24 protein-coding genes and 1 other RNA gene are annotated in these 23,878 nt (G+C 59.2%); 11 read left to right on the forward strand and 14 right to left on the reverse strand.

Annotated elements, in window-relative coordinates:
- Positions 1–18: 18 nt before the first annotated feature.
- The 4 genes from FAA97_RS01285 to ssrA form a co-directional block, all read right to left on the reverse strand.
- A complete protein-coding gene (locus tag FAA97_RS01285; protein ID WP_136596723.1) occupies positions 19–243 on the reverse strand; it encodes a ribbon-helix-helix domain-containing protein in 225 nt (74 codons plus the stop codon).
- 46 nt (positions 244–289) lie between these two features.
- Entirely contained in the window at positions 290–466 is a 177-nt protein-coding gene (locus FAA97_RS01290; RefSeq protein WP_136596724.1) for a DUF4169 family protein, read from the reverse strand.
- 36 nt (positions 467–502) lie between these two features.
- Positions 503–1,009: an SspB family protein gene (locus tag FAA97_RS01295; protein WP_136596725.1), complete on the reverse strand. Its 507-nt coding sequence runs from the start codon at positions 1,007–1,009 to the stop codon at positions 503–505.
- A gap of 159 nt (positions 1,010–1,168) precedes the next feature.
- Positions 1,169–1,546, reverse strand: a transfer-messenger RNA (tmRNA) gene (gene ssrA / locus FAA97_RS01300).
- A gap of 126 nt (positions 1,547–1,672) precedes the next feature.
- On the opposite strand from ssrA, the gene FAA97_RS01305 reads away from it, so the two are divergent.
- From FAA97_RS01305 to FAA97_RS01325, 5 genes are all read left to right on the forward strand, one after another.
- Positions 1,673–2,467, forward strand: a complete 795-nt coding sequence (locus FAA97_RS01305; RefSeq protein ID WP_136596726.1) for a thymidylate synthase — start codon at positions 1,673–1,675, stop codon at positions 2,465–2,467.
- Between the two features lie 21 nt (positions 2,468–2,488).
- Entirely contained in the window at positions 2,489–3,010 is a 522-nt protein-coding gene (locus FAA97_RS01310) for a dihydrofolate reductase (RefSeq protein ID WP_136596727.1), read from the forward strand.
- A gap of 155 nt (positions 3,011–3,165) precedes the next feature.
- On the forward strand, positions 3,166–4,287 hold the full coding sequence (gene hflK / locus FAA97_RS01315; protein ID WP_136596728.1) for an FtsH protease activity modulator HflK: 1,122 nt from the start codon (positions 3,166–3,168) through the stop codon (positions 4,285–4,287).
- A gap of 1 nt (position 4,288) precedes the next feature.
- The gene (gene hflC, locus FAA97_RS01320) at positions 4,289–5,245 is read left to right on the forward strand and encodes a protease modulator HflC (protein WP_136596729.1); all 957 of its coding nucleotides are present in this window, start codon (positions 4,289–4,291) and stop codon (positions 5,243–5,245) included.
- A gap of 266 nt (positions 5,246–5,511) precedes the next feature.
- Complete coding sequence (locus FAA97_RS01325) at positions 5,512–7,083, forward strand: Do family serine endopeptidase (RefSeq protein WP_136596730.1); 1,572 nt, start codon at positions 5,512–5,514, stop codon at positions 7,081–7,083.
- 2 nt (positions 7,084–7,085) lie between these two features.
- Here the strand turns inward: FAA97_RS01325 and FAA97_RS01330 are convergent, their stop codons facing one another.
- The 3 genes from FAA97_RS01330 to serB form a co-directional block, all read right to left on the reverse strand.
- On the reverse strand, positions 7,086–9,440 hold the full coding sequence (locus FAA97_RS01330) for a putative bifunctional diguanylate cyclase/phosphodiesterase (RefSeq protein WP_136596731.1): 2,355 nt from the start codon (positions 9,438–9,440) through the stop codon (positions 7,086–7,088).
- Between the two features lie 80 nt (positions 9,441–9,520).
- Positions 9,521–10,093 carry a GNAT family N-acetyltransferase gene (locus tag FAA97_RS01335; protein WP_136596732.1) on the reverse strand — a complete coding sequence of 191 codons (573 nt, stop codon included), beginning with the start codon at positions 10,091–10,093 and terminating at the stop codon, positions 9,521–9,523.
- A 10-nt stretch (positions 10,094–10,103) separates the two neighbouring features.
- Complete coding sequence (gene serB / locus FAA97_RS01340; RefSeq protein ID WP_136596733.1) at positions 10,104–10,988, reverse strand: phosphoserine phosphatase SerB; 885 nt, start codon at positions 10,986–10,988, stop codon at positions 10,104–10,106.
- Between serB and miaA the strand changes: the two genes are divergently transcribed.
- Positions 10,987–11,901, forward strand: a complete 915-nt coding sequence (gene miaA, locus FAA97_RS01345; protein ID WP_136597671.1) for a tRNA (adenosine(37)-N6)-dimethylallyltransferase MiaA — start codon at positions 10,987–10,989, stop codon at positions 11,899–11,901. The genes serB and miaA overlap by 2 nt on opposite strands.
- Positions 11,902–11,904: 3 nt before the next feature.
- Here miaA and FAA97_RS01350 read toward each other — a convergent pair whose 3' ends face one another.
- A complete protein-coding gene (locus FAA97_RS01350; RefSeq protein WP_136596734.1) occupies positions 11,905–13,941 on the reverse strand; it encodes an ATP-binding protein in 2,037 nt (678 codons plus the stop codon).
- 368 nt (positions 13,942–14,309) lie between these two features.
- On the opposite strand from FAA97_RS01350, the gene FAA97_RS01355 reads away from it, so the two are divergent.
- Entirely contained in the window at positions 14,310–16,067 is a 1,758-nt protein-coding gene (locus FAA97_RS01355; RefSeq protein WP_425467401.1) for an acetolactate synthase 3 large subunit, read from the forward strand.
- A gap of 16 nt (positions 16,068–16,083) precedes the next feature.
- Positions 16,084–16,656 (forward strand): acetolactate synthase small subunit, encoded by a 573-nt coding sequence (gene ilvN / locus FAA97_RS01360; RefSeq protein WP_054159451.1) that lies wholly within the window; start codon positions 16,084–16,086, stop codon positions 16,654–16,656.
- A 64-nt stretch (positions 16,657–16,720) separates the two neighbouring features.
- Here the strand turns inward: ilvN and FAA97_RS21355 are convergent, their stop codons facing one another.
- Positions 16,721–17,251: a metalloregulator ArsR/SmtB family transcription factor gene (locus FAA97_RS21355; protein WP_136596736.1), complete on the reverse strand. Its 531-nt coding sequence runs from the start codon at positions 17,249–17,251 to the stop codon at positions 16,721–16,723.
- Between the two features lie 434 nt (positions 17,252–17,685).
- Here FAA97_RS21355 and FAA97_RS20990 point away from each other — a divergent pair, with 434 nt between their 5' ends.
- Positions 17,686–17,844, forward strand: a complete 159-nt coding sequence (locus tag FAA97_RS20990; protein ID WP_168800887.1) for a hypothetical protein — start codon at positions 17,686–17,688, stop codon at positions 17,842–17,844.
- 67 nt (positions 17,845–17,911) lie between these two features.
- Here the strand turns inward: FAA97_RS20990 and FAA97_RS01370 are convergent, their stop codons facing one another.
- The 3 genes from FAA97_RS01370 to FAA97_RS01380 are packed head-to-tail and all read right to left on the reverse strand — an operon-like array spanning position 17,912 to position 20,565.
- Positions 17,912–18,391, reverse strand: a complete 480-nt coding sequence (locus FAA97_RS01370) for a DUF2269 family protein (RefSeq protein WP_136596737.1) — start codon at positions 18,389–18,391, stop codon at positions 17,912–17,914.
- 1 nt (position 18,392) lies between these two features.
- On the reverse strand, positions 18,393–19,688 hold the full coding sequence (locus FAA97_RS01375; RefSeq protein ID WP_136596738.1) for an SDR family oxidoreductase: 1,296 nt from the start codon (positions 19,686–19,688) through the stop codon (positions 18,393–18,395).
- 31 nt (positions 19,689–19,719) lie between these two features.
- Positions 19,720–20,565, reverse strand: coding sequence for an aldo/keto reductase (locus FAA97_RS01380; RefSeq protein WP_136596739.1), 846 nt, complete (start codon positions 20,563–20,565; stop codon positions 19,720–19,722).
- A gap of 150 nt (positions 20,566–20,715) precedes the next feature.
- Here FAA97_RS01380 and FAA97_RS01385 point away from each other — a divergent pair, with 150 nt between their 5' ends.
- Together FAA97_RS01385 and FAA97_RS01390 are read left to right on the forward strand one after the other, a co-directional pair.
- A complete protein-coding gene (locus FAA97_RS01385; RefSeq protein ID WP_136596740.1) occupies positions 20,716–21,309 on the forward strand; it encodes a LysE family translocator in 594 nt (197 codons plus the stop codon).
- 92 nt (positions 21,310–21,401) lie between these two features.
- On the forward strand, positions 21,402–22,532 hold the full coding sequence (locus FAA97_RS01390; RefSeq protein WP_136596741.1) for an ATP-dependent DNA helicase: 1,131 nt from the start codon (positions 21,402–21,404) through the stop codon (positions 22,530–22,532).
- A 14-nt stretch (positions 22,533–22,546) separates the two neighbouring features.
- On the opposite strand, the gene FAA97_RS01395 is transcribed toward FAA97_RS01390, so the two are convergent.
- Both FAA97_RS01395 and FAA97_RS01400 read right to left on the reverse strand, forming a co-directional pair.
- Positions 22,547–23,062, reverse strand: a complete 516-nt coding sequence (locus tag FAA97_RS01395) for a DUF4405 domain-containing protein (RefSeq protein WP_136596742.1) — start codon at positions 23,060–23,062, stop codon at positions 22,547–22,549.
- Between the two features lie 101 nt (positions 23,063–23,163).
- Positions 23,164–23,847, reverse strand: coding sequence for a MerR family transcriptional regulator (locus FAA97_RS01400; RefSeq protein ID WP_136596743.1), 684 nt, complete (start codon positions 23,845–23,847; stop codon positions 23,164–23,166).
- Between the last annotated feature and the right edge of the window lie 31 nt (positions 23,848–23,878).

The raw sequence follows: 23,878 nt of genomic DNA on the forward strand, positions 1-23,878 counted from the left end.
GGGCCCATGCGGCAAGCTTCACGGCTCTGGATTGGCGCTTTGCTTGAGCACATCGAGCACATGCAGTCTCAGCGCTGATGAGAGATTGGCCGTATTGGTTCGCCGCTCGTCAATCTCGGCGACGAGTGCGGCAAAACTGATGTTTCGGGCTTTCGCAATGGTCTTGAGTTCGGCCAGAAATGCATCTTCGAGAGAGAAGCTTGTCCGGTGCCCGCTTAGCGTGATCGAGTGTTTGCGCAGCATGTTGCTCTCCGCACCTGCACCGCCGGGCTGGCATGAAGCTGCCGCCCTATTTCTCCAGCTTGCCTTGCTGGTGGTCGCGCAGAGCCTTTTCGTTGCGGGCGTCGGTCAGGGTCTTTTCCTGCTTGGTGCGGCCAAACGAGATACGGTTCTGATCGGCCGCAGCCTCTTTTTCAGTGCGCGCCTTTGCCTTGCGAAACTGCCTGAGATTGACGAGGTCACCCATAGCGATGATTCCTGCGTTGAAGCCTGAAGGCCTCGTTCACTGCTTCTTGCGGAAGGCATCGAGCGAGACGACAGAGCCTTCCTTCTTTTCCTCAGCCTTTGGTGCTTCGCCTTCGTCCTCGACTTTGGCGGTCGCATCGACAGGGTAGGCCGTGATTTCGGCACTTTCTTCTTCGCCCTCGACCTGGGGTACGTCGAATTCAAGTTCGAAGTTGACAGATGGATCGTAGAAGCCGCGGATGGCATTGAAGGGGATGACAAGCTTTTCCGGCGTGTCGGAGAAGGAAAGGCCCACCTCGAACAGGCTGTCCGTGACCTTCAGATCCCAAAACTGGTGCTGGATGACGATGGTCATCTGCTCGGCATATTTTGACTTGAGATGCTGCGAGATGCGAACACCGGGCGCGCCGGTCAGGAACGTGATGAAGAAATGATGGTCGCCCGGCAGGCGACCGGTTGCCGACACTTCACTCAAGACCTTGCGAATGACGCCACGCAGGGCGTCCTGGGCCAGAATGTCGTAGCGAATGTGATCGTGCCCCATCAGAATCTGTCTCTCTCTGTCATGCCTCGTTTGCGGCTATATGCCACGACAGGCGATGGTGGAAAAGCCCCGCCGGACCGAATGCGTCGATACAGATTACACCATTTTTTGGCGCGCTGATAGGCGAGGTGGCGTGAAGACTTGGAGGGGAGAAGGTAAGGTGAAGGCTTCTGTTGCCAGGTGCCTTCGGACCCCGCCTCAAGGGGCTAACCTAGAGGACTTGGTTCGGATTTCCCGCACCGCCATTAGGCAGCGAGAGCATAACCCTTAGCGTTGTTGTCGTTTGCAACTACACTTGTGACCCGATAACGGCGGTATCATGCCGAGCAAAAGTTCGATCTTTACGCCCTTGTCGATCCTATTTCGCCCCCATCAAAAGCCGGTCAGACCATGCGATCCGCACCGACCGGTTTTTGGTGGAGGCGCCGGGTACCGCCCCCGGGTCCAATAGGTTTATTACACCGACCGTTTATTGCCATAGCCGGAGCAAGCCCCGGCAAGTTTGATATAGGTGTTTCCATCCCCGATGAAAAGAGGCCGGGCAAAACTTCCCGCACCACTCTGTGATACATCTGCGGCTTGGATAACCCCGCCCGGCTGCTTGGTCTTGGCTGTCGATGGCAGTATGGTGCGCGCGAGACACAAGCCTGAACGGACCGATCCATGCAGCAGTATCACGACCTTCTTCGTCATGTCCTTGAGACAGGAACGGACCGCGGCGATCGGACCGGCACAGGCACGCGGTCGATCTTCGGGCACCAGATGCGCTTTGATCTGTCCGAAGGCTTTCCCGTCATCACCACCAAGAAGCTGCATCTGCGCTCGATCATTCACGAGCTTCTGTGGTTCCTGAAGGGCGAAACCAATATCGGCTATCTGCGCGAAAACGGCGTGACGATCTGGGACGAATGGGCCGATGAGAATGGCGATCTCGGCCCTGTCTATGGTGCGCAGTGGCGCTCCTGGCCGGATTACGACGGCGGCCATATCGACCAGATCGCCAAGCTCATCGAGGGCTTGAAAACCAATCCGAACTCCCGCCGACACATCGTGTCCGCCTGGAACCCGGCACTGGTCGATGACATGGCGCTGCCGCCATGCCATTGTCTGTTTCAGTTCTATGTGGCGGATGGAAAGCTTTCCTGCCAGCTTTACCAGCGCTCGGCCGATATCTTTCTCGGCGTGCCGTTCAATATCGCTTCCTATGCATTGCTGACGCTGATGGTGGCGCAGGTCGTCGGGCTCAAACCCGGGGATTTCATCCATACCCTTGGCGATGCGCATCTCTATGCCAATCATTTCGAGCAGGCGCAGTTGCAATTGAGCCGGACACCGAAAAGCCTGCCGCGCATGGAGATCAATCCTGATGTGAAGGATGTCTTTGGCTTCCGCTTCGAGGATTTCAATCTTGTCGGTTATGAAGCTGATGCCAGCATCAAGGCGCCGATCGCGGTTTGACGAAAACGGAAGGCGCCTGTCATGACAAAACCCCGTGTGGTTTTCATCGTCGCGATCGCTGCCAATGGTGTCATTGGCCGGGATGGTGACATGCCGTGGAAACTGTCGACGGATCTTAAGCGGTTCAAGGCGCTCAGCATGGGCAAGCCGCTTGTCATGGGGCGCAAGACCTTCGAAAGCTTCGGGTCAAAGCCGCTTCCGGGGCGGACGCACATCATCATCAGTCGACAGGCGGGGCTTGAGCTACCCGGTGTCGAGGTCGTTTCAAGCGTCGAGCATGCGATGGCACGGGCAGAAGAGCTCGCCATTGCAATGAAGACCGACGAGATCTGCGTCATCGGGGGAGGCGAGATCTACCGTCAGGCCATGCCGCACGCAGATGTGTTGTACGTGACCCATGTCGAAGCCGAGCTGGAGGGAGATACGACGTTTCCCTCCATCGATGCCGCGCAGTTCGAAATGGTCAGCAGCGAAGATGTCCCGGCTGGTCCGGTGGATAGTTATCCTACAAGATACGCGGTATACCGTCGCAGGACGGCCTGATAACGCAAAATTTGCCTTGTCTCCGCAAGAAGTTGGCCAGCTCTCGTTGAAAGGCCGCTGCGCTATACCTATAACCAATCCAACCTTTCGCATGTCTCCAATAGGACCATGCGCTCAAAGGACTTGGGAGCGATTTTTCACTTAAAGAGGTATGAATGCCCTGGAGCAATCAGAACGGCGGCGGCGGTGGTCCTTGGGGCGGCGGCGGCGGCAACAATCAGGGTCCTTGGGGCCAGGGGCCGAACCGGCCGCGCGGCGGCGGGGGCGGTGGAAACCAGCCACCTGATCTGGAGGATCTGATCCGCCGTGGACAGGACCGGTTGAAGAATGTCGTGCCGGGCGGTTTCAACGGCGGCGTTTTCGTCATCATCGCTCTTGTCATCGCGGCCTTCTGGGCCGTGCAGGCGGTCTATACCGTCCAGCCTGACGAACGCGGCGTGGAGCTGCGCTTCGGCAAGCCGAAGTCCGAGCTTGCGATGCCGGGCCTTCACTTTCACCTTTGGCCGATCGAACAGGTCGAGATCGTCAAGGTCACCGAGCAACAGCAGAATGTCGGCAGCCGTTCCAGCGCCAGCAATCCGAGTGCCGGGCTGATGCTGTCGGGTGACCAGAACATCGTCAGCGTTCAGTTCTCGGTTCTGTACACCGTCTCTGATCCGCAGGCCTATCTTTTCAATCTCGAAGATCCCGCGCAGACGCTGCAGCAGGTTTCTGAAAGCGCGATGCGCGAAGTCGTTGGCCGTCGTCCGGCGCAGGACGTTTTCCGCGACAATCGCGAGGAAATCTCCACCCAGGTTCGTGCGATCATTCAGGGTACCATGGATAATTACGGCGCCGGCATCGCCATCAACGCGGTTCCGATCGAAGATGCCGCTCCGCCGCGCGAAGTGGCCGAGGCCTTTGAAGAAGTGCAGCGCGCCCAGCAGGATGAAGATCGCTTCGTAGAAGAATCGAACCAGTATTCCAACCAGCGTCTCGGTCAGGCCCGCGGTCAGGCAGCCCAGATCCGCGAAGAGGCGGCGGCTTACAAAAACCAGGTCGTCAACGAGGCCGAGGGTGAAGCTGCCCGCTTCGTCTCGATCTATGAGGAGTATCGCAAGGCACCCGACGTGACGCGCCAGCGCATCTATCTGGAAACCATGGAAAACGTTTTGCGTAATTCCAACAAGATCATCATCGATGAGAAGCAGGGCGTGGTTCCTTATCTCCCGCTGAACGAGTTGACACGCCAGCCGGGCAATCAGCCGGCAGGCCAGAACGCGGCAGGAGGCAACTAAGATGTCGAACCGTCTTCCCTACTTCCTTGTGGCCATCGCAGCCGTTGCGTTCTTCGCCTATTCTTCGATCTTCGTGGTCAACGAACGGGAACAGGCCATCGTTCTGCGCTTCGGTCAGATCCAGGATGTGAAGAGCGAACCTGGGCTTTACTTCAAGCTTCCGTTTGCCTTCATGGATGCGGATCGGGTCCAGTATGTCGAAGACCGCGCGTTGCGGTTTGATCTTCCGGACATCCGTGTTCAGGTTCGCGGTGGCGCCTTCTACGAAGTCGATGCGTTTGCCGTTTACCAGATTTCCGATCCCCGTCGTTTCCGTGAAACCGTGTCTGGCGATCGGGAAGCTGCCGAATCGCGTCTGCGCACGCGCCTCGATGCCGCCCTGCGCCGGGTCTATGGTCTAAGAAACTTCGATGCAGCACTTTCCGAAGAACGCGGGTCGATGATGTCGGATGTCCGCAACGATCTGCAGGCCGCAGCCGAGAGCCTGGGGCTGTCGGTCACCGATGTGCGTATTCGCCGCACCGACCTCACGCAGGAAGTCTCCCAGCAGACCTTCCAGCGCATGAAGGCCGAGCGTCTGGCGGAAGCGGAGTTGATCCGCGCCCGTGGTAACGAAGAGAGCCAGCGTCGCCGGGCGATCGCCGACCGTCAGGTCGTCGAATTGCAGGCCGAGGCGCAGCGCGATTCGGAAATCCTGCGTGGTGAAGGCGACGCCGAGCGCAACCGCATCTTTGCCGAGGCCTTCCAGCGCGATCCGGGCTTCTTTGAGTTCTATCGCTCGATGCGTGCCTATGTCGGCTCCATGAGCAATCAGGGCACAACCATGGTGCTGTCGCCGGATTCGGATTTCTTCCGCTATTTCAACAGCGGTCTGGACCGGTCTCAGAACTCTGCCCCCCAGGTGCCGGCAACGGCCGCTCCAGCAGCGCCCGCAGCGCCGGCTGCGAGTAGCAATTGAACCGAGCTATCGGTTGCGCTTGTCGCATGTGCTTGAGAGGGCCGGCAGCCATTGCCGGCCTTGCTTTTGATGGGCTTTGCTGGCCTTGCCAGGGTGACAATCATTGCAGTGTGAGAGGCAAGCTATGCCAACCAGGTCGAGGATTGACCAACACACTCCTTGTCCCTGACACGATCTGGGCGCAAGCCAATCCTATGCTGTTCCTGGAATTGTGATTTTCCCTGCGGACAATCCGCCTTATCTTCGCAACGATACCTGAGATTCCCATGAGGATACCCATGTCCAAGCCAAACCGTCGCTCGTCGCGCATTCTCCTGTCCGCCTTGCTTGCCGGCAGCGTCCTTGCGACAACAGCCGCCGTGCCAGAGGTGGTGGAGGCGCGAGGACCAGAATCCGTGGCCGATTTGGCCTCCGGGCTTCTCGGGGCAGTGGTGAATATCTCGACGTCGCAGAGTGTCGAGGAGGAGGGCGAGGGGCCAATGCCAAAGGTTCCGGAAGGCTCGCCCTTCGAGGAACTGTTTGAGGATTTCTACAAAAATGGCGAGGGCGGCGACAGCAACAACCGTGTGAATTCGCTTGGATCAGGCTTTGTCATCGATCCAACGGGTTATGTCGTGACCAACAACCACGTCATTGAAAACGCTGATGACATCGAGGTCATCTTCTCCGACGGATCAAAGCTCAAGGCAACGTTGGTCGGCACCGACACAAAGACGGACCTCTCTGTCCTGAAGGTTGAGCCGGACAAGCCGCTGACAGCGGTCAAGTTCGGCGATTCGCGAAAGATGCGGATCGGCGATTGGGTGATGGCGATCGGAAATCCGTTCGGCCTGGGTGGATCTGTGACGGTGGGCATCATTTCCGCAAGCGGCCGGAATATCAATGCAGGCCCCTATGACAACTTCATCCAGACGGATGCGGCAATCAACAAGGGCAATTCCGGTGGCCCGCTGTTCAACATGGATGGCGATGTCATCGGCATCAACACGGCGATCATCTCGCCGAGCGGTGGTTCGATCGGCATCGGCTTTGCGGTTCCGACCGAACTGGCGGAAAACATCATCAAGCAGCTCATAGAGTTCGGCGAGACCCGTCGCGGCTGGCTTGGCGTTCGCATTCAGCCTGTATCGGATGAACTCGCGCGCAGTCTGGACCTGCCGCGACCGCGTGGCGCTCTCATCAGTGGCGTCGTTGAAGGTGGGCCTGTGGAGAAGGGGCCAATCCAGGTCGGTGACGTCATTGTGACATTTGACGGGCGCGAGATTGACGAAACCCGCGACCTCACACGGATCGTGGCTGAGAGCGCCATAGGCACGCCCTTGGACGTGGTCATCCTGCGCGACGGCAAGGAGATGACGGTAAAGGTCACGCTTGGCCAGTTGGAAGATGAGGTGGCGGCGGCAAGTGACGAGAAGGAAGAGGCGCCATCTGAAGACAATACCGATGAGGCGCAGCCGGACGAGGCTCCCGAGCCTCCTCCATCGACAGAGGACGGGGCAAATCCGGACGCCCCGCAGGCCGCTGCTCCCGCTCCGGTTACGGAAGGGCTGATCGGTGTGGAGATCACCCTTCTGGATGATGAAAAACGTGTTGCATTCGACATTGCCGAAGGGGTTGAGGGGGTCCTGATTACCCGTGTGCTGCCGGGGTCGAAGGCGGAGGACAAGGGGCTGAAGGTCGGCGACGTGATCGTGGAGATTGCGCAGGAATTCATGCGCAGCCCGCAGCAGGTCGCGGAGAAGCTGACCGCTCTCAAGGGGGAGGGCCGTCGTAGCGGCTATCTGATGATTGCAGACAAACAGGGTGACCTCCGGCTCATCGCCGTGCCACTCGAGTAGGATCAGGCGGTCAGGCGAGGCAAAGCCCGCAGAATCGGGGTACGCTTGGCGGCGACCTCGAAGTCGATGGCCGTCATGGGTTTGCCCAGCAAAAAGCCCTGCAATTGGCTGCAACCGAGGCCTTTCAGGACATCGCGTTGCGCCTCGGTCTCGATACCTTCGGCGACGACCACCATGTTGAGGTCGTGCGCCAGGTGAATGACGGATTCGACGATTGCGCGCCCCTCGCGGTTTGTCTCGATGTCAGAGATGAACGACTGATCGATCTTGATTTTGTCGAAGGTGTAGCGACGGAGATAGCTGAGCGACGAAAACCCGGTGCCAAAGTCGTCAAGCGCAATCCTGAGGCCGAGATTGCGCAAGGCAGCGATGGTGTGCTCAAGGCCAAGCGTGGAGTCCATCAGCAGGCTTTCTGTGACTTCAAGCTCCAGTCTTTCGGGCGCAAGACCACTGGTTTTCAGGGCGTTCTCGACCAGCGGCAGAAGCCCCGGGCTCAAGAACTGGCGGGATGAGAGATTGACTGCCACACGCAGATGTGGCGGCCATTCTGCTGCCACGCGGCAGGCCTCGCGGATCACCCAGGCGCCAATGCTGATGATCATGCCGGTTTCTTCGGCAATCGGGATGAACTCGGCGGGGCTGATCGGGCCCAACTGGGAATGCGTCCAGCGAACCAGTGCCTCGGCCCCCAGGATGTCGCCGTCGCGGGTCGAGACCAACGGCTGGAAACGCAATTCCAGGGCGCCCTGGGAAACGGCGAGTGCAAGTTCGTTTTCGATGAGATTGCGCCGGCGAGCGGCAGCATCCAGAGATGGATCATAAAACTGATAACGGTTGCGGCCGTCTCTTTTTGCCCGGTAGAGGGCCAGATCCGCGTTTCGCAGCAATTGATCGCCGTTCACGGCGTCTGCCGGGGCCGTGGCAATGCCGATACTCACGCCGACGCTTGCGGTACCGCTGCTGAGACCGAAGGGCTTTTCCAGTTTGTCGATGATGCGGGATGCGAGCAGACTGGTTTCGCGGGCGCAGTTGAACGCGGTCTGGATGATCGCAAACTCGTCGCCGCCCAGGCGTGCAAGTGTACTGTTTTCGCCGCAGAGAGTCCTCAGTGCCTTCGCCACTTCACGCAGCAATTCATCACCGGCGGCGTGACCATGCGTATCATTGACCTGCTTGAATCGATCCAGGTCGAGCAGGAGCACGGAAAAGCCTTCACCCGTGCGCTCCAGTCGGGTGATCGCCCGCTCCAGGTCTTCCTTGAGAAGGATGCGGTTCCCAAGTTCCGTCAGAGCGTCGTGACGCGCCATGTGCTCGATACGGATCAACGCTTCGCGGTTTGCCGTGACGTCGCGACCGACACCGCGATATCCGAGGAAGATATCGTCCTCATCGCGGATGCTCTTGCCGGTCATTGACCAGATCGCCAGTTCGCCACCGATGTCTACGCAGATGTCGACATCTCGAAAACTCTGGCGTGCCTCCAAGCGCTCAAGGAACCGCGCGCGGCAGTCGGTGCTGTTTCCGCTGCGCAGTGACATGGCGGAGAAGGGCACAACATCCTGAAGTCTCGAACCAAGGAGGAGTTCTTCCGGCAAATCAATCTGTTGGCACAGTCTGCTTGAAACCCGCGTGAGGTTGAAATTCTGATCGCTCTCCCAAAGCCAGTCCGCTGCGTTCTCCTCGAAATCATTGAGAAGCAATCCGACAACATCCCTTTGCTCGTCTGCCGCCATCTGTGCACGGACGCGTTGGGTAAGGCTTTTGCACACGCTCAACGAAGACCGAACGATGATCATCGCGAAGATCACGTAGAGAAAGATCAGATAGATGTTGATCTGGGCTGGTGAGCTTGCGAGCCCAAGAGTGGCGCCGACGCCAATGACCGCGCAGAACACGATGGAGGCGGGCGGGATCGTCGCCAAGGCAAAACCGCCACCACCGGCCATGCCGACGGCGAGGGCGGCAAGCACCATACGTTGTGTTTCGGTGGCCTGCGAATAACCAACGATATCAATCGCAGCCCAAAGCCCGCTCAGGACAAATGCGTGGAAGACAGCGCGCTGTGTGCCGCGAATGCTTGCAGTTTCCCGATGCTTGCGCCCGCGCGCCTGCCAGGCCATCCAAAGCGTCCACAAGGCAAGGGCAATCAGCAGGCTGCAGATGACGGTGATGGGTAACGAGATCGGGCTCGTCCAGAATACGCCGATCGTGATAAAGGCATTCAGGAGATTGGCAGCCATCATCCATGGGGTGTTTTCAGCGACAACACCCATGCGAACAGCGCGGATCCGCGGCGCTTCCACCTCGGTCTGATCTTCCTCCCCAAGTCGCAGGAAGCGATTGTACCAATTCATCATATCGGCCGGCTTACCTTCTTCGGCGCTGTTGCAGCATCTGCTTATAATCGTCAATGCTTAAGTGCCGCTGAATCGGTCCGTTAGGGTTTTCGGTATCGCTCAGAAACCACGGCGGCGGGGCGCTCGATCCGGTAGAGGACATGCATCGAGAGATGAGGATGGGTCTCTGGAACCTGAGGATGGGCAAAATCGCGACCGGTCATTCGCTGCATGCCGATCCGTTCCATCACGGCGATCGAGCGCCGGTTTTCACACACTGCAAAGGCGTAGATTTCGTTGAGGCCGAAATTCTGAAAAGCGTAGCCGAGGGCGGCCGTGGCTGCTTCCGTGACATAGCCCTGGGACCAGAACCGTGTTGCCAGGCGCCAACCGATTTCATGAGCGCCCTCCGGCAGGATGCCGGGAAGGTTCACAGGGGCGACACCGCAAAAGCCCATGGCTTCGCCAGTCGCCTTGTCAGAGACGGCAAACATGCCAAGCCCTGAAGTCGCGATCTGGTGGCTGATCCGTTCCCTCATCGCGTCGGCTTCTGCGTGCGTGCGGCGATAGGGGAAGAACTCCATGACCTTGGGGTCACGGGTTATTTCACGAAAGAGGTCGCGATCCTCGGTCTTCCAGTTGCGCAGGACAAGCCTGGGCGTGCTGATTTCCATGCTCTCCCCTTCAGACGAAGTCCGACTTTCGATATCCCTGGAGATAGAGAAGTGCGGTCAGGTCACCATGATCGATACGGATCTTGGCCTGTGCGGCAACGGCCGGCTTGGCATGCAACGCCACCCCCGATCCGGCAATTTCGAGCATGCCGAGATCGTTCGCGCCGTCGCCGACGGCGATTGCCTGCTCAGGGGTGATCCGAAGCCGCTCGCAGATCGAGAGCAGGGCGTCCACCTTGGCCTGTCGCCCGAGAATCGGTTCCGCGACCTCGCCTGTGAGAACGCCATCCTGCTGCAGCAGGATGTTGGCATGGTTTTCATTGAAGCCGAGCATTTCGGCCACCCTTTGCGTGAAGACTGTAAAACCACCCGAGACCAGGGCCGTGTATCCGCCTCGCATCTGCATGGTCGCAATCAGCGTCTTGCCACCTGGCGTCAGTGTAATCCTGTTCTCGATCACGCGATCGACGACGTCGAGCGAAAGGCCTTTGAGCAGGGCGACGCGCTCGCGTAGCGCGGGTTCAAAGGCGATTTCACCGTTCATCGCCCGTGCCGTGATGGCGGATACCTTGTCCTTCAGGCCGACTTCGTCTGCCAGTTCGTCGATGCATTCCTGGCCGATCATGGTTGAATCCATATCGGCAATCAGGAAAGTTTTGCGCCTGCTGTCGGTGTGCTGGACGGCAACGTCGATCGGCAAGTCGCCAACGACTGTTCTGAGCGCAGCCTCTGCATCCAGCGGATCCGTGTCCGTCGGAAGGGGGATGTCACAGGCAATGCCATCGGCCAGCCAATAGAGATGCCGTGAGTTGAGCATGCTTGCCGCATGCTCCCCAAGTGCTGCTTCCAGAATGGGATTTGACGGATTGGCAATGAGCGTGGCAACGAAGGCCATGATGAACGATCCTAAGAAGTCGACTGAGGCAATCCTGATAACCGGCCCGACCGCAAGCGGCAAGTCCGCGCTGGCGCTGGCACTGGCGCGGCGGCATGGCGGCGTGGTCATCAATGCTGACAGCATGCAGGTTTACGACACGCTAAGGGTCATCACCGCGCGTCCCTCGCTTGAGGAGATGGAGGGTGTCGAGCACCGCCTGTACGGGCATGTCAGCGCGTCTCTCGCTTATTCGACCGGTGCCTGGCTCCGGGATGTCGAAAGTGTACTGGTCGAACTGAGAGGCCGGGGGCTCATGCCTGTCATCGTCGGCGGGACGGGACTGTACTTCAAGGCCTTGACTGGCGGCTTGTCTGATATGCCCGCCATTTCCCCGGAGATCCGTGCGCTTTTCCGGCAGAAGCTGGTGCAGGAGGGAGCTCAGGCGCTGCATAGCCATCTGTCTCAAGTCGATCCGCGCAGCGCAGAAGGGCTGGGTGAGAATGACGGTCAGCGCATCGTTCGGGCGCTGGAAGTTCATGCGGCGACTGGCCAATCCATCCGTGAGTTTCAGGCCCGCACCGGTCCGGTTCTCGTGGATGCGGCAAAGGCTGCCAAGTATCTTGTACTTCCCGATCGCAACATCCTCTACGACCGCATCGACCGTCGTTTCTCGGAGATGATGACGCTTGGCGCTGTGGAGGAGGTAAGAGCCCTCCTTGCGATGAAACTTTCTCCCGACCTGCCTGCGATGCGGGCAATCGGTGTGTCGCAGATTGCCGCCATGCTTGAAGGCAAGCTCCAGCCCGACGAGGCCGTGCGGCTGGCAGCCACGGCCACGCGCCAATATGCCAAACGGCAGATGACCTGGTTCCGCAATCAGATGGACGAAAGCTGGCAGCGGGGCGATGCCGCCCGCTTGCTGTCGTCCTGAAACTCAGTCTTTCTTGTAGAGATTGGACAACGGCTTTTTCAGCAGGCTCTCTCGCAGCGAGGGGCCACCTTCACGTCTTGGCTGTGCGGTGCCAAACGTGGCGTCGTTACCGGATGTCGGGCCGTAGGAGCGCGTTCTCAGATCACCCGAGGTTGATGGCAGCATGTCCGGGCGGTACGGCTCCATCGATGCGGCCTCTTGGCGCAGATGGGCGTAGGGGGATGCCTGGGGAGCAGCGGGTCTGCTCGGTGCGACGGCAACCGACGAAGGATAGTCGTCCGGCTCCTCGTCGTCATAGGGTCCCTCCGGCGCTGCCGGGACGGACCCATTGCCGAGCGCTGCATTGTCGAAGCTCTGCTGGAAGGCGGCAATGTCCGGCGGCAGGACGGAGCGCATCCGACCGATGATCGTCCGCAGATCGACGGTATCCGGAGTCTCCTCGCTGGATTTTACGGTCAGGCCATTGGCCTTGGGAAGGCGTGTCTGATCGACGCGGGCGAACTTCATGCGCATGGGGACCGCGATCGCCTCACCGAAGGCGATTGCCTCGCCGTTGCCGATCGAGGAGATGAAGCTGGTGGTCGATATCGAGCTGTCAGGAATGGCGGAGCGGATGATTTCCTGGTCTCGGTCGTTCGACAGGCGCATGGCAAAGAGCGTGGAGCACTGCGACAGGATCGTTTGATCAAGTTCGCCGGGACGCTGTGTAATAATGCCGAGCGAAACGCCGTATTTTCGGCCTTCCTTTGCAATACGGGCAATGGCCTGACGGGTCGGGAAAAAGCCAAGATTGGGGTCGGCGGGTACGTAGCGGTGGGCTTCTTCGCAGACCACCAGCATGTGGATGGCCCCATTCGACCAGAGCGCCAGTTCAAAGGCCATGCGGCAGAGCACCGAAGCGACGGAATTTACGACTTCCGAGGGAATGCCGGAGAGCTGGAATGTGGAAATCGGCCGATCATCGCCCGGCACGCGGAAGATATGCGCGATGGTCTCCATGATCGTATCGCTGATCGTGTTGTTTGAGAACATGAAGTGGTAGCGCGGGTCGTTGATCGCAGACATGATGCGCATCTTGAGCGACCGCAGGTGCGGTTTTTCGCCCCGGCCTTCCAGCCGCCCGATGCGTTCATCGATCAGCGCCAGAAGGTCGGCCATACGATAGGGGACAGGTGTGTCCGCCGTCATCGCATTGCGGTCGGCCATGCGGCGCATCAAGGCGCTTTCATTGCCACGGAAAGCGCGCTTTGCCTCGGGCAGAAGATCGCGGAGAATGTCGAGTTCGTCGGCAACCGGAGGCCGACCGCGAAAGATCACCTCGGCGAATTCATCCAGGCGCATCAGCCAGAAGGGCAGGTCGAGCGTGTCGGTGTCGATGACCACGGCGAGATCGGGGAAGGCCGCGGCAAATTCATTGTGGGGATCGAGGATCAGGATGCGCAGCTTCGGATCGCTTTCGATCGCCTTGCGCAGGAGGAGCGAAACCGCTGTCGACTTGCCGACACCGGTCGAGCCGACAACTGCGAAGTGCTTCGACAGCATCGAGGGGATATGAATGCTGGCGTCGATCGACGTATCCTGCGTGAGCTTGCCGATGACGCAGATGTCTTTTTGTCCGGCATCATAGATCTTCATCAGATCCGACGAACGAATGCGGTGCGCGACGGCGCCGAGATAAGGATAACGGGAAATGCCGGTTGTGAATCGCTCTGTGCCGTCTTCCGCGACATTCACTTCGCCGAGAAGCTCGGCTTCGATCAGGAACTGGTTATCGGCTTCTTCGCCCCAGTCCTTGCCTTCCGTCTGCATCTCGTAGGCCAGAGCGACCACGCGATTGCGACCGACGCTGATCGAGATCAGTCGGCCGACAGACCACAATTCCGTCAGGTCCGTGCCGCCGTTTTCCGCGACGGCCGAGATGGTTGTGCGCGATCCGCTACAGGCAACGACTCGACCCAGCATACGATTGCCCGGACTGAGAACGTCGCGGCGGTCCTGTTCGCCTGCGGTTGCGGAGACCTGAAGATCATTGTTCAGCACTGCTTATACTCCCTGCTCATTTTATCATGCGCGGGGGCGATTTAAGATTCAGTGTAGTTAGGCCCTATGGCTTGGGAAAGCTCGGTGTCCGAAAGCAAGAAAACTGCGCAAAGACGCGGAAAAAATTCTGAAACATGCGTTGACGCATGGGCGCTTTCTGTCTAACACTTTGCACCATGAAAAACTCGATGGTTCTTATCGTGGTGGGACGGCGCATGGGCAGGATGGTGTAACCATCCGGCGATAGCCACCCATGCGCTAGAAGACAGGCTCCTCAAGGGGCCTTTTTTTATGCCTAGAGCCGGGCCAAAGTGTCCAAAAATCCAGAAGGCGGACGGAAACACAGCATGACGGGTACAGACAATCAGATGACAGGCGCCGAAATCGTTTTGCGCGCATTGAAGGATAATGGCGTTGAGCACATCTTCGGCTATCCGGGCGGTGCGGTGCTGCCGATCTATGACGAGATCTTCCAGCAAGACGAGATCCAGCACATTCTGGTGCGTCACGAACAGGGCGCCGGCCATGCCGCTGAGGGTTACGCGCGGTCGACCGGCAAGGTCGGTGTCATGCTCGTCACGTCCGGTCCGGGTGCCACCAATGCCGTGACACCGCTGCAGGATGCGCTGATGGACAGCGTGCCGCTCGTCTGCATTTCCGGCCAGGTGCCTACCGCGCTGATCGGCTCTGACGCGTTCCAGGAATGCGATACCGTCGGCATCACCCGGCCCTGTACCAAGCACAATTGGCTGGTCAAGGACGTCAACCAGCTGGCCTCCATCATTCATGAAGCCTTCCGCATTGCGAAGTCCGGTCGTCCGGGGCCTGTTCTCGTCGATGTGCCGAAGGACATCCAGTTTGCCACCGGCACTTACACACCGCCGGACACGCACAAGCCTGCCAAGAGCTATCAGCCCAAGCTCTCGGGCGATGCCGGTGCGATTGCCGCAGCCGTCGAGTTGATGGCGAGCGCGCGTCGTCCCATCATCTATTCCGGCGGCGGTGTCGTGAATTCCGGTCCTGAGGCGACCAAGCTGTTGCGCGAGCTTGTCTCGCTCACCGATTTCCCGATCACGTCGACGCTGATGGGCCTTGGCTGCTATCCGGCCTCGGGCAAGAACTGGCTCGGCATGCTCGGCATGCACGGCTCCTACGAGGCAAACATGGCGATGCATGATTGCGACGTCATGGTCTGCATCGGCGCACGCTTCGATGACCGCATCACCGGTCGCCTCAACGCGTTTTCGCCGAATTCGAAGAAGATCCATATCGATATCGATCCGTCCTCGATCAACAAGAACGTCCGCGTCGATGTGCCGATCCTCGGCGATATCGGCCGCGTTCTGGAAGACATGGTGCGAGCCTGGCGCGCCCTGCCGAAGAAGCCAGAGCCGGAGCAGACCGCCGACTGGCATGCCAGCGTCGCAAAATGGCGGGCACGCAATTCCTTCGCCTATACGCAGTCGAAGGATGTCATCATGCCGCAATATGCCTTGCAGCGCCTCTATGAGCTGACCAAGGACCGCGACACGTATATCACGACCGAAGTCGGTCAGCACCAGATGTGGGCGGCGCAGTTCTACGGTTTCGAGCAGCCGAACCGCTGGATGACCTCGGGTGGCCTCGGCACCATGGGTTACGGTCTGCCGGCCGCACTCGGCGTGCAGATCGCCCATCCGGAAAGCCTGGTCATTGACATCGCCGGCGATGCCTCGATCCAGATGTGCATTCAGGAAATGTCGGCGGCGATCCAGTACAATGCGCCGATCAAGATCTTCATCCTGAACAACCAGTACATGGGCATGGTGCGCCAGTGGCAGCAGTTGCTGCATGGCAACCGCCTGTCGAACTCCTATACGGAAGCCATGCCGGATTTCGTCAAGCTCGCCGAAGCCTATGGCGCGGTTGGCCTGCGCTGCGAAAAGCCTGGCGATCTCGATGCCGCCATCCAGGAGATGATCGACGTCAAGAAGCCCGTGATCTTCGATTGCCGCGTCGCCAATCTCGCCAACTGCTTCCCGATGATCCCGTCGGGCAAGGCGCATAACGAGATGCTGCTGCCGGACGAAGCCACCGACGAAGCCGTCGCCAATGCCATCGATGCCAAGGGCCGTCAGCTCGTCTGACCGGGAGGAAAATACCATGAATGCACATCTTCAACCGACCGGTTCGGCCTATTTCATCGCCAAGGAAACCGCCGCCATCGAAAGCCATACCCTCTCGGTGCTGGTCGATAACGAGCCGGGCGTTCTTGCCCGGGTCATAGGCCTGTTTTCGGGCCGTGGCTACAACATCGAAAGCCTGACGGTTTCCGAGACCGAGCATGAGGCGCATTTGTCGCGCATCACCATCGTCACGCGCGGAACGCCGAGCGTGCTGGAACAGATCAAGGCGCAGCTCGAGCGTATCGTGCCGGTGCATCGCGTTGTGGACCTGACGGTCCGCGCACGCGAGCAGGGCCAGGAGCGCCCGATCGAGCGCGAGGTCGCGCTGGTGAAGGTGGTCGCATCGGGTGAAATGCGCGCCGAAACGTTACGCCTCGCCGATGCATTCCATGCCAAGGTGGTTGATGCGACGGTGGATCACTTCATCTTCGAGATCACCGGCAAGTCTTCGAAGATCGACCAGTTCGTGTCGATCATGAAGCCGCTCGGCCTCAATGAAGTCTGCCGCACTGGCATTGCCGCCATGAATCGTGGCGCGCAGGGGATGTAAGGAATTCGTTTGTTGCCGAAATATCAAAGGGCGATCCTGTGGGGTCGCCCTTTTTCTATGGTCGTCAGGCTTCCATGCCGAGAAGATCGAGCAATCCCATCTGCCGCGGAAGTGGGGGCAGGGCCACCTCTGGTGTCTCCACCTTCTCTTTCGCTTGCTTTGTCGGCTTTTCTTTGCGCTCCGCTGGGGCCGGCTTCTTGTCCGCCTTGGCTGCGCGGGTTGGCCGGGCTGCGCTGGCGGTGGTTGTTCCGGCGATGGCTTCGGTCTCGCCTGGGATGTCTGCGGCATCCGCTGGCTCAAGCGTCGAGAGCATGGCGTCGAGCGCCTGGCGCAGGGCCGGCGGCTTCAGCCGATAGTGAATGTACTGGCCCTTTTTCTGACCTTCGATCAGTTCGGCATTTTCCAGGATCGACAGATGCTGCGAGATCGACGGTTTGGCCATGTCGAACCGCGCCGCGATTTCGCCTGCGGTCAGCGATGATTGCGCGAGATGTGCCAGCATCATCCGACGCGGATCGGATGCCAGTGCGTGAAACACGCGTGATGTCGTTTTGTCCAAGATCGGGTGGATGCCACCCTTGTTGCGCTTTGCCATGTAGCCCCCTGCATGAAATCGCGAATCCATCCGGCCCCTATTCCGGAATTCGTTAAACTCCTAATTTTCTCAGCGACTGAGGTAAAGGGCAGGAATTGCCGCGGCTGTAGGCTTTTCGCCTTTAGATGGCCTCGGTCATGTCGGCGTCGTTAATAATGAGCATCCCAAATCACTGCATCTAGGGGGAAGCGCTGAGCCAAGATCCTGAAACGTCGCCTCGCAGCTTTAGTTACGCGCTAGCAGAGTCAAGCACTTCGATGATTCGCATCTAGGCAAACGAAAAATCGGTCTGTTACTGTTTTAGTTTGGGCAGAGCACTTTGCTCTGTGAATCAATGTGGGTTGCTGCGCAAGTGCTCACAAACCCCGCCTGGCTGTGTTTGAATACTCAGGCATCCCAAGGCGTTTCGCAACACACGGACGAAGGAGTTCCGATTGAAGCAGACCAAGCAGCCCAAGCGCGAGAAGAATCAAGTTCATTTCACTAAGACTGGCATAATCGTCAACGGCCCGATCGGTGTCATTGTTTGCGGAGTTCTAGCAGCCATGCTGCTTTACTGGCCACCAGATCAAGCGCTGGTGTTTTTCACCTGACGGACGATCCACCGAACACTTCCAAATCAAGTAGGCCCGCCATCATCGGCGGGCTTTTTCTTTTCCCTCAAAGGTTGATTGCGATGTCCGGCTTGGTCAGCATCAGCCAGAGGATGGCCATTACAGCGAGGAAGGCCGGAAAACCACAGGCGAACCAGATGCGGAAAAGCCTGACATAGCGGGGCGGGAGAGGTGTGCCGGAGGCCGCGGCCAGACGGGCGAGATCGCGCAGTTGAATCTGGATCCAGACCACGGGCAGCCAGAAGAGGCCGACGACCACATAGAGAATGAGCGAGAGCAAGACCCAGCCGGAGGTAAGGTCCCAGCCGATTTCATGCGCGAGCCAGGCGCCGGTGATCGGCTGCAGGATCGCGGCCGTCGCCGTGAAGACCGTATCGGCAATCACCACCGTGCCGGCGACATGGGCGATATGGGAGGGATTTCCCGTCCGATGCGCCATCAGCATGAAGAAGGCAATGCCGGCGCCTGTGCCGAACAGCACGGTTGCGCCGATAACGTGGACGAAGCGGAGAATTTCTTCGAGCATGTCAGCGTTCCTCCAGCACGGCGAGGGTCGCAACCGCCAGCAGGATGGATGGAAAGACCTTGACGAGGGGCCCAAGCGGATCGAGCCAAAGCGTGGGTTCGATCAGCGTGCCGCCGACAAGATAGGATAGCGGGACGAGGATCATGCCCTGCAGGGCTCGTCTTGCCGAGGGCTGGACGAGGACGGCCAGACCAAGCGCGATGTCGAGCAGCGACGTGAAGATTGTCACGACAAGTGCAGGTGTTGGAGGCAGGCTAGAGCCGAAGCGCAGTGATGTCTGGATGGGATCGAAGAGCGGCACGACGCCGGAGGCGATCCAGAAGAGAGAAAGCGTCACAATCATCAGAGGCTTCAACAGATAGAGCCTGGCGAACCAAAGGTCTTGTGCGGCTGCCGGCTCGGATGAGAGCCTGAGTATCGGGTCCGGTGCCCAGAGTGTCGGCGCATCCGCGGCTGGTGCAACGCCGATGCCGCTGATGCGGGTTGCGGTACTACGCAGCGGCGAGCGCCAGCCGAGACGCCCGGCCAAATCCGCCAGCCACGACAGCGGGCGCGTCAGTAGTGTTGGTATGTTAACAATCGGCGCCTCGGGCAGGCCAAGCCAGCCTCGGTAGATGCGTGCCATCTCTTTAAGCGTGCGTGTCGGCTGACCGGCCACCACCAAATCCGAACCATCCACCAGTCGTCCTTCCACGGCATCGACCACAGCCTTGGCGACATCGGAAACGTGCACGGCATTGAGTCGGGCGTCCGAATCGACCAGCGGCAGGATGCCGGGACAGGAGGCGATGGCGCGCAGGAGTGCCGTGCCGCCATAGGCATTGCGGCCAACTACAACGGTCGGGCGCAGGATGACATGCGGCAGGCCGGAGGTCTTGAGTGCGCGGTCGGCTTCGAGCTTGGTTTCGATGAAGCGCGTGCCTGCTGCGGCAAGGTTTTCCGGGGCTGAAATCTGCACGATCAGCGGCTTTGTCGGCAGCCTGTTTGCCGCAGCCTGCAGCGCCAGCATGGCCTCTGTCTGGACGGCAAGATCATCGCGCAATCCGTCCTGCAAGGCGCCGGCGCAATTGATGACCGCGGTGACGGTGTCGAGCAGCGGCAGCCAGCTTGCGGAGTCACGCAGAGATGTGAGGTCTCGTGCCTGCCAATGCGCTCTGGGAAAGACTGCCTGCGGAAAGCGCGCCTTCACCTGGCGGATATTGCGGCCAAGGCCGATAGTCTGATGTCCAGCCGCCTGAAGGGACAGCACGATCTCTTGGCCGATAAAGCCAGTCGCGCCGAGAACGAGGATTGTCATTTCGGGGAATTCCAGTCTTGTGCGTGTCGGATCAAAGCATTGCCAGTGGCTGCTTGGCGTCAGGTGGCGGGAAGGCGGCGTCGAGCCTTTCCCAGTCCTCGTCGGAGACATCGAGGTCGACGGCCTCACGGTTTTCGATGAGGCGCTGAAGGTTGGCAGTCTTTGGAATCGGGATCACGCTGTCGCGCTCCAGCAGGAAGGCGAGGGCGACCTGTGCGGGTGTTGCCTGATAGGCTTTGGCGATATGGATGAGTTCGGGATGCTTGAGGATCCGGCCCTGCTCGATTGGCGAATAAGCCATCACGGGTATGCCGCGCGTCTGGCACCAGGGCAGCAGGTCGAATTCCACACCCCGTCGCGAAAGATTATAGAGTATCTGGTTGGTGGCGCAGTTCTCGCTGCCGGTCTCCGACAACAGGTCTTCCATGTCGTTGACGTCGAAGTTGGAGACACCCCAGGCACGGACCAATCCATCTGCCTTTAGCGCTTCCAATGCGGCAACGGTCTCGGCGAGCGGGTGTTGTCCGCGCCAATGCAAAAGGTAGAGATCGAGATACTCGCTCTGCAGCCTTTCCAAGCTGTTCCGGCATGCCGCGATCGTTCCATCGAAACTCGCGTTCCAGGGCAGCACCTTGGAGACGAGGTAGGCGTCCTCACGACGATCCTGCAATGCTTCGCCGACGATCCGCTCGGCGCCGCCATCTGCATACATTTCAGCCGTATCAATTACTCTGATCCCGAGCTCGAGGGCAAGCCGGATTGCTTCAACCTCCTGGCTTCTGGCGTGGTGATCCTCACCCATCATCCAGGTGCCGAAGCCCAGTGCCGGGATTTCCGTGCCGTCCTGCAGGGTGACGGTCGGGATAGCTTCATGCATGGCGGTTCTCCTAGCTCTTCTGCCAACGATATCGCTATGGCACCGCATCGCAAGCCTGAAGGCGTTCCGCGATATTATCACCGCAACACGATTTCCCTGGCATGTCGCGCGCGCTTGAATAACCTAGCGCCGAATGATTGGGGACCCCTTATGCAGACTGATACCTTCCTGGCGCTGATCCTGTTTGCCTTCACGACATCCATTACGCCAGGGCCGAACAACATGATGCTTTTTGCCTCCGGTGTGAATTTCGGCTTTCGGCGCACGGTCCCGCATATGCTGGGTATTGGCGCAGGCTTTCTGTCCCTACTGCTGGGTGTCGGCCTCGGACTTGGTGCAATACTTGCAGCCTATCCGCCAGCGTTCATCGCGTTGAAGATTGCGGGCGGCGCTTATCTCCTCTGGATTGCCTGGAAGATTGGAATGTCCCGGACGATGGGGGAGGGCGAAGCCAAGGCTCGGCCCATGACCTTTCTGGCCGCTGCCGCGTTTCAATGGGTCAACCCCAAGGCCTGGGTGATGGCGATTACCGCGATGGCGGTCTATCCCGACCCCCGGCACTATGGTTTGACGGTGGCCATCGTTTCGATCGTCTTTGCTGCGGTCAATCTGCCGAGCGTTTCGACCTGGGCGGGGTTTGGATCAGCGCTTCGCAACTGGCTTTCGGTGCCGGTTCGGCTCAAGTGGTTCAATATCTCGATGGCCGTCTTGCTCGTTCTCAGCCTCTGGCCGATGCTAAAATAAAATGTGTCCGCGTTGGCCATGTGCATGATTTGTTCTCTGCATTTCGGCTTTTGCCTTGCATCCTGCCCACGAATCCGCGCATGAGCTAGCTTATGCAATTTGCGCCCCAGCAAGACGAGGCCCTGAAGGCCGTTTCCAAATGGCTGAAAGAAGGGAAAACCCCGGTCTTTCGGCTGTTCGGTTATGCCGGAACGGGAAAGACTACATTGGCAAAGCACTTTGCCGAGCATGTTGACGGTGAGGTCTTGTTCGCCGCCTTCACGGGCAAGGCCGCTCAGGTTTTACGCTCGCGTGGTGCATCAAACGCCAAAACCATCCACTCTTTGATCTATCGTCCGCGCGGCGAAGAGGCGGTGGAAGACGAAGACACCGGCAAGACGTCGATTGCACCGATGTTCGCCATCAATCGGCAAAGCCCGGTGGCCAAGGCTGCCCTGATCGTCATTGATGAATGCTCGATGGTCGACGAGCAGCTCGGACGCGACCTTATGAGCTTCGGGACGCCGATCCTGGTGCTCGGAGATCCCGGCCAGTTGCCGCCGGTCACCGGTGGCGGATTCTTCACCGAGCAGGAGCCGGACTATCTGCTCACAGACATTCACCGCCAGGCGCGGGACAATCCGATCATCCAGCTGGCAATGCATATCCGAGAAGGCCGTGAGATCATGTATGGCGACTACGGGACCACGGCCCGCGTGATCTCCAAGAACGAGGTCAATCAGGATCTGGTCCTGGATGCCGATCAGGTACTCGTCGGCACCAACAAGACGCGTCGGCGCTACAATATGCGGCTGCGCGAACTCAAGGGCTTTACGGCAGACTACCCACAGGCAGGCGACAAGCTCGTGTGCTTGCGCAATGATCAGGTCAAGGGTTTGCTGAACGGGTCGCTTTGGCAGGTCATGACGTCGTCGCGGGAAACGGTAAAGCCGGGGATCAATCTGTTGATCAAGCCCGAAGACGATGACATGGATCGCGGCGCGGCGAAGATCAAACTGCTGAAAGCGGCGTTCGAGGATGTCGAGGGGGAAATCCCCTGGTCGACACGCAAGCGGTATGATGAGTTCGACTATGGGTACGCGCTGACCGTTCACAAGGCGCAGGGTTCGCAGTGGAACAATGTCGTGCTGTTTGACGAAAGTTGGGCGTTCCGTGACACCCGTGAACGGTGGCTTTATACCGCTGTGACCCGGGCCGCGGAGACGCTCACGATCGTGCGATGAGCGCCTGCGTGTGATCAGTTCGCCCGCTTCAGCTGGCTCAGCGTCGCCATCAGGCTCATAACGCTCTTTCCAGACTCCGCTGCAATGTCATTCAGTGATTTTGACGGCGTTGCCGCCGTAAATCCTTCGGACTTGAGGTCGGTAACAAGCTCATCGCCCGATTTGGAAAGGAGCTGTCCGACTTCGACCGGTGTCGCCGCTGCAACGAGCGAGACCATCGCTATTGCGGGATTACCGCCGGCGCCGCTGCCAGACCCTGTCAGTGACGGCCAGGAAAAGGCAAGGCCCGCTGCGAGACAGGCAAACAGCGACAAGGCCATGGGCAAGCGCTTGAAGTAGGAGACGAATGGGCGCCAGTTCTTCCAGATATGCATGACGACCGGAATCATAAGCACCATGCTGAGCCATTCGTGCATGCCGCGAAATGCGCCGGTGCCAAAATGGAAGAACAGCGCAATGCCCGAGATGAGCGATATCAGGAAGAGCCCTGTGGTCAGCGGCGTGGCGTAGCGGGAAATGAATGAAAGCATGGTGACACCTGCTTAAGTTCCGGACCACGCTCCGGTATCCGAGTGGATCCTGCTTGTCCCGTTACCTTTTGGTCATCATTGACGATCGCCAAGTGCTGGCATCAGTTTGCGATCAAGCCGAGCAGAACGGCTTTTGCGACGGCCTGAAATCTGTTCTGCGCGCCGATCTTGTTGATGACGCTTTTCTCGATCGCGTCAGTCTCTTCCATCGTGAGGTTCAAGGCGCGGGCGACCCGGGCGGAAGAATAGCCCTCTGCCATCAGTCTTAGGCAATTGCGTTCGCTGTCATCGATGGCCATGGCCTGATGGCGTGCCGGCGCCGACGCTTCCTGATCGGCTTCGTTGACCAATAGCGAGCTGATTTGTTGCAACTGGCGATGGACTGTCGAGAGATGCGCCGTGAGTTCACGTTTGCGGGCGGCAAGGGCGTCTTCAAAGATCCGGTTCGCCTCGTCTACGGATTTTGCCGTCTGAAGCATCTCGAAAAGATCCTGGATGACGGAGATCGGCATGCCGATTTCGCGGCACGCATTGATCACGGCCATGCGCTCGACATCGCGCTGCCGGTAGACACGCATCAGACCGATGCGATCTGCCGCTATCAGCCCCTTTTCCTCGTAGAAATGCAGAGTCCGGTGTGTCACGCCAAAATAGTCGGCCATATCCGCTATGACGACTGGCTCGTTGGGCGCGTCGACGGGCAGGGTGATGCTCGGGAGGTACGTCTGTGGCCAAGCGTCATCCAGAGTTGCCGTTGACGGTTTCAATGGTTTTTGCCCGGTCATGCTGCCCCTCCCCAGGTGGCATTCGTCGCGT

This window comes from Peteryoungia ipomoeae, assembly GCF_004912165.1.
Taxonomy (GTDB): Bacteria; Pseudomonadota; Alphaproteobacteria; order Rhizobiales; family Rhizobiaceae; genus Allorhizobium; species Allorhizobium ipomoeae.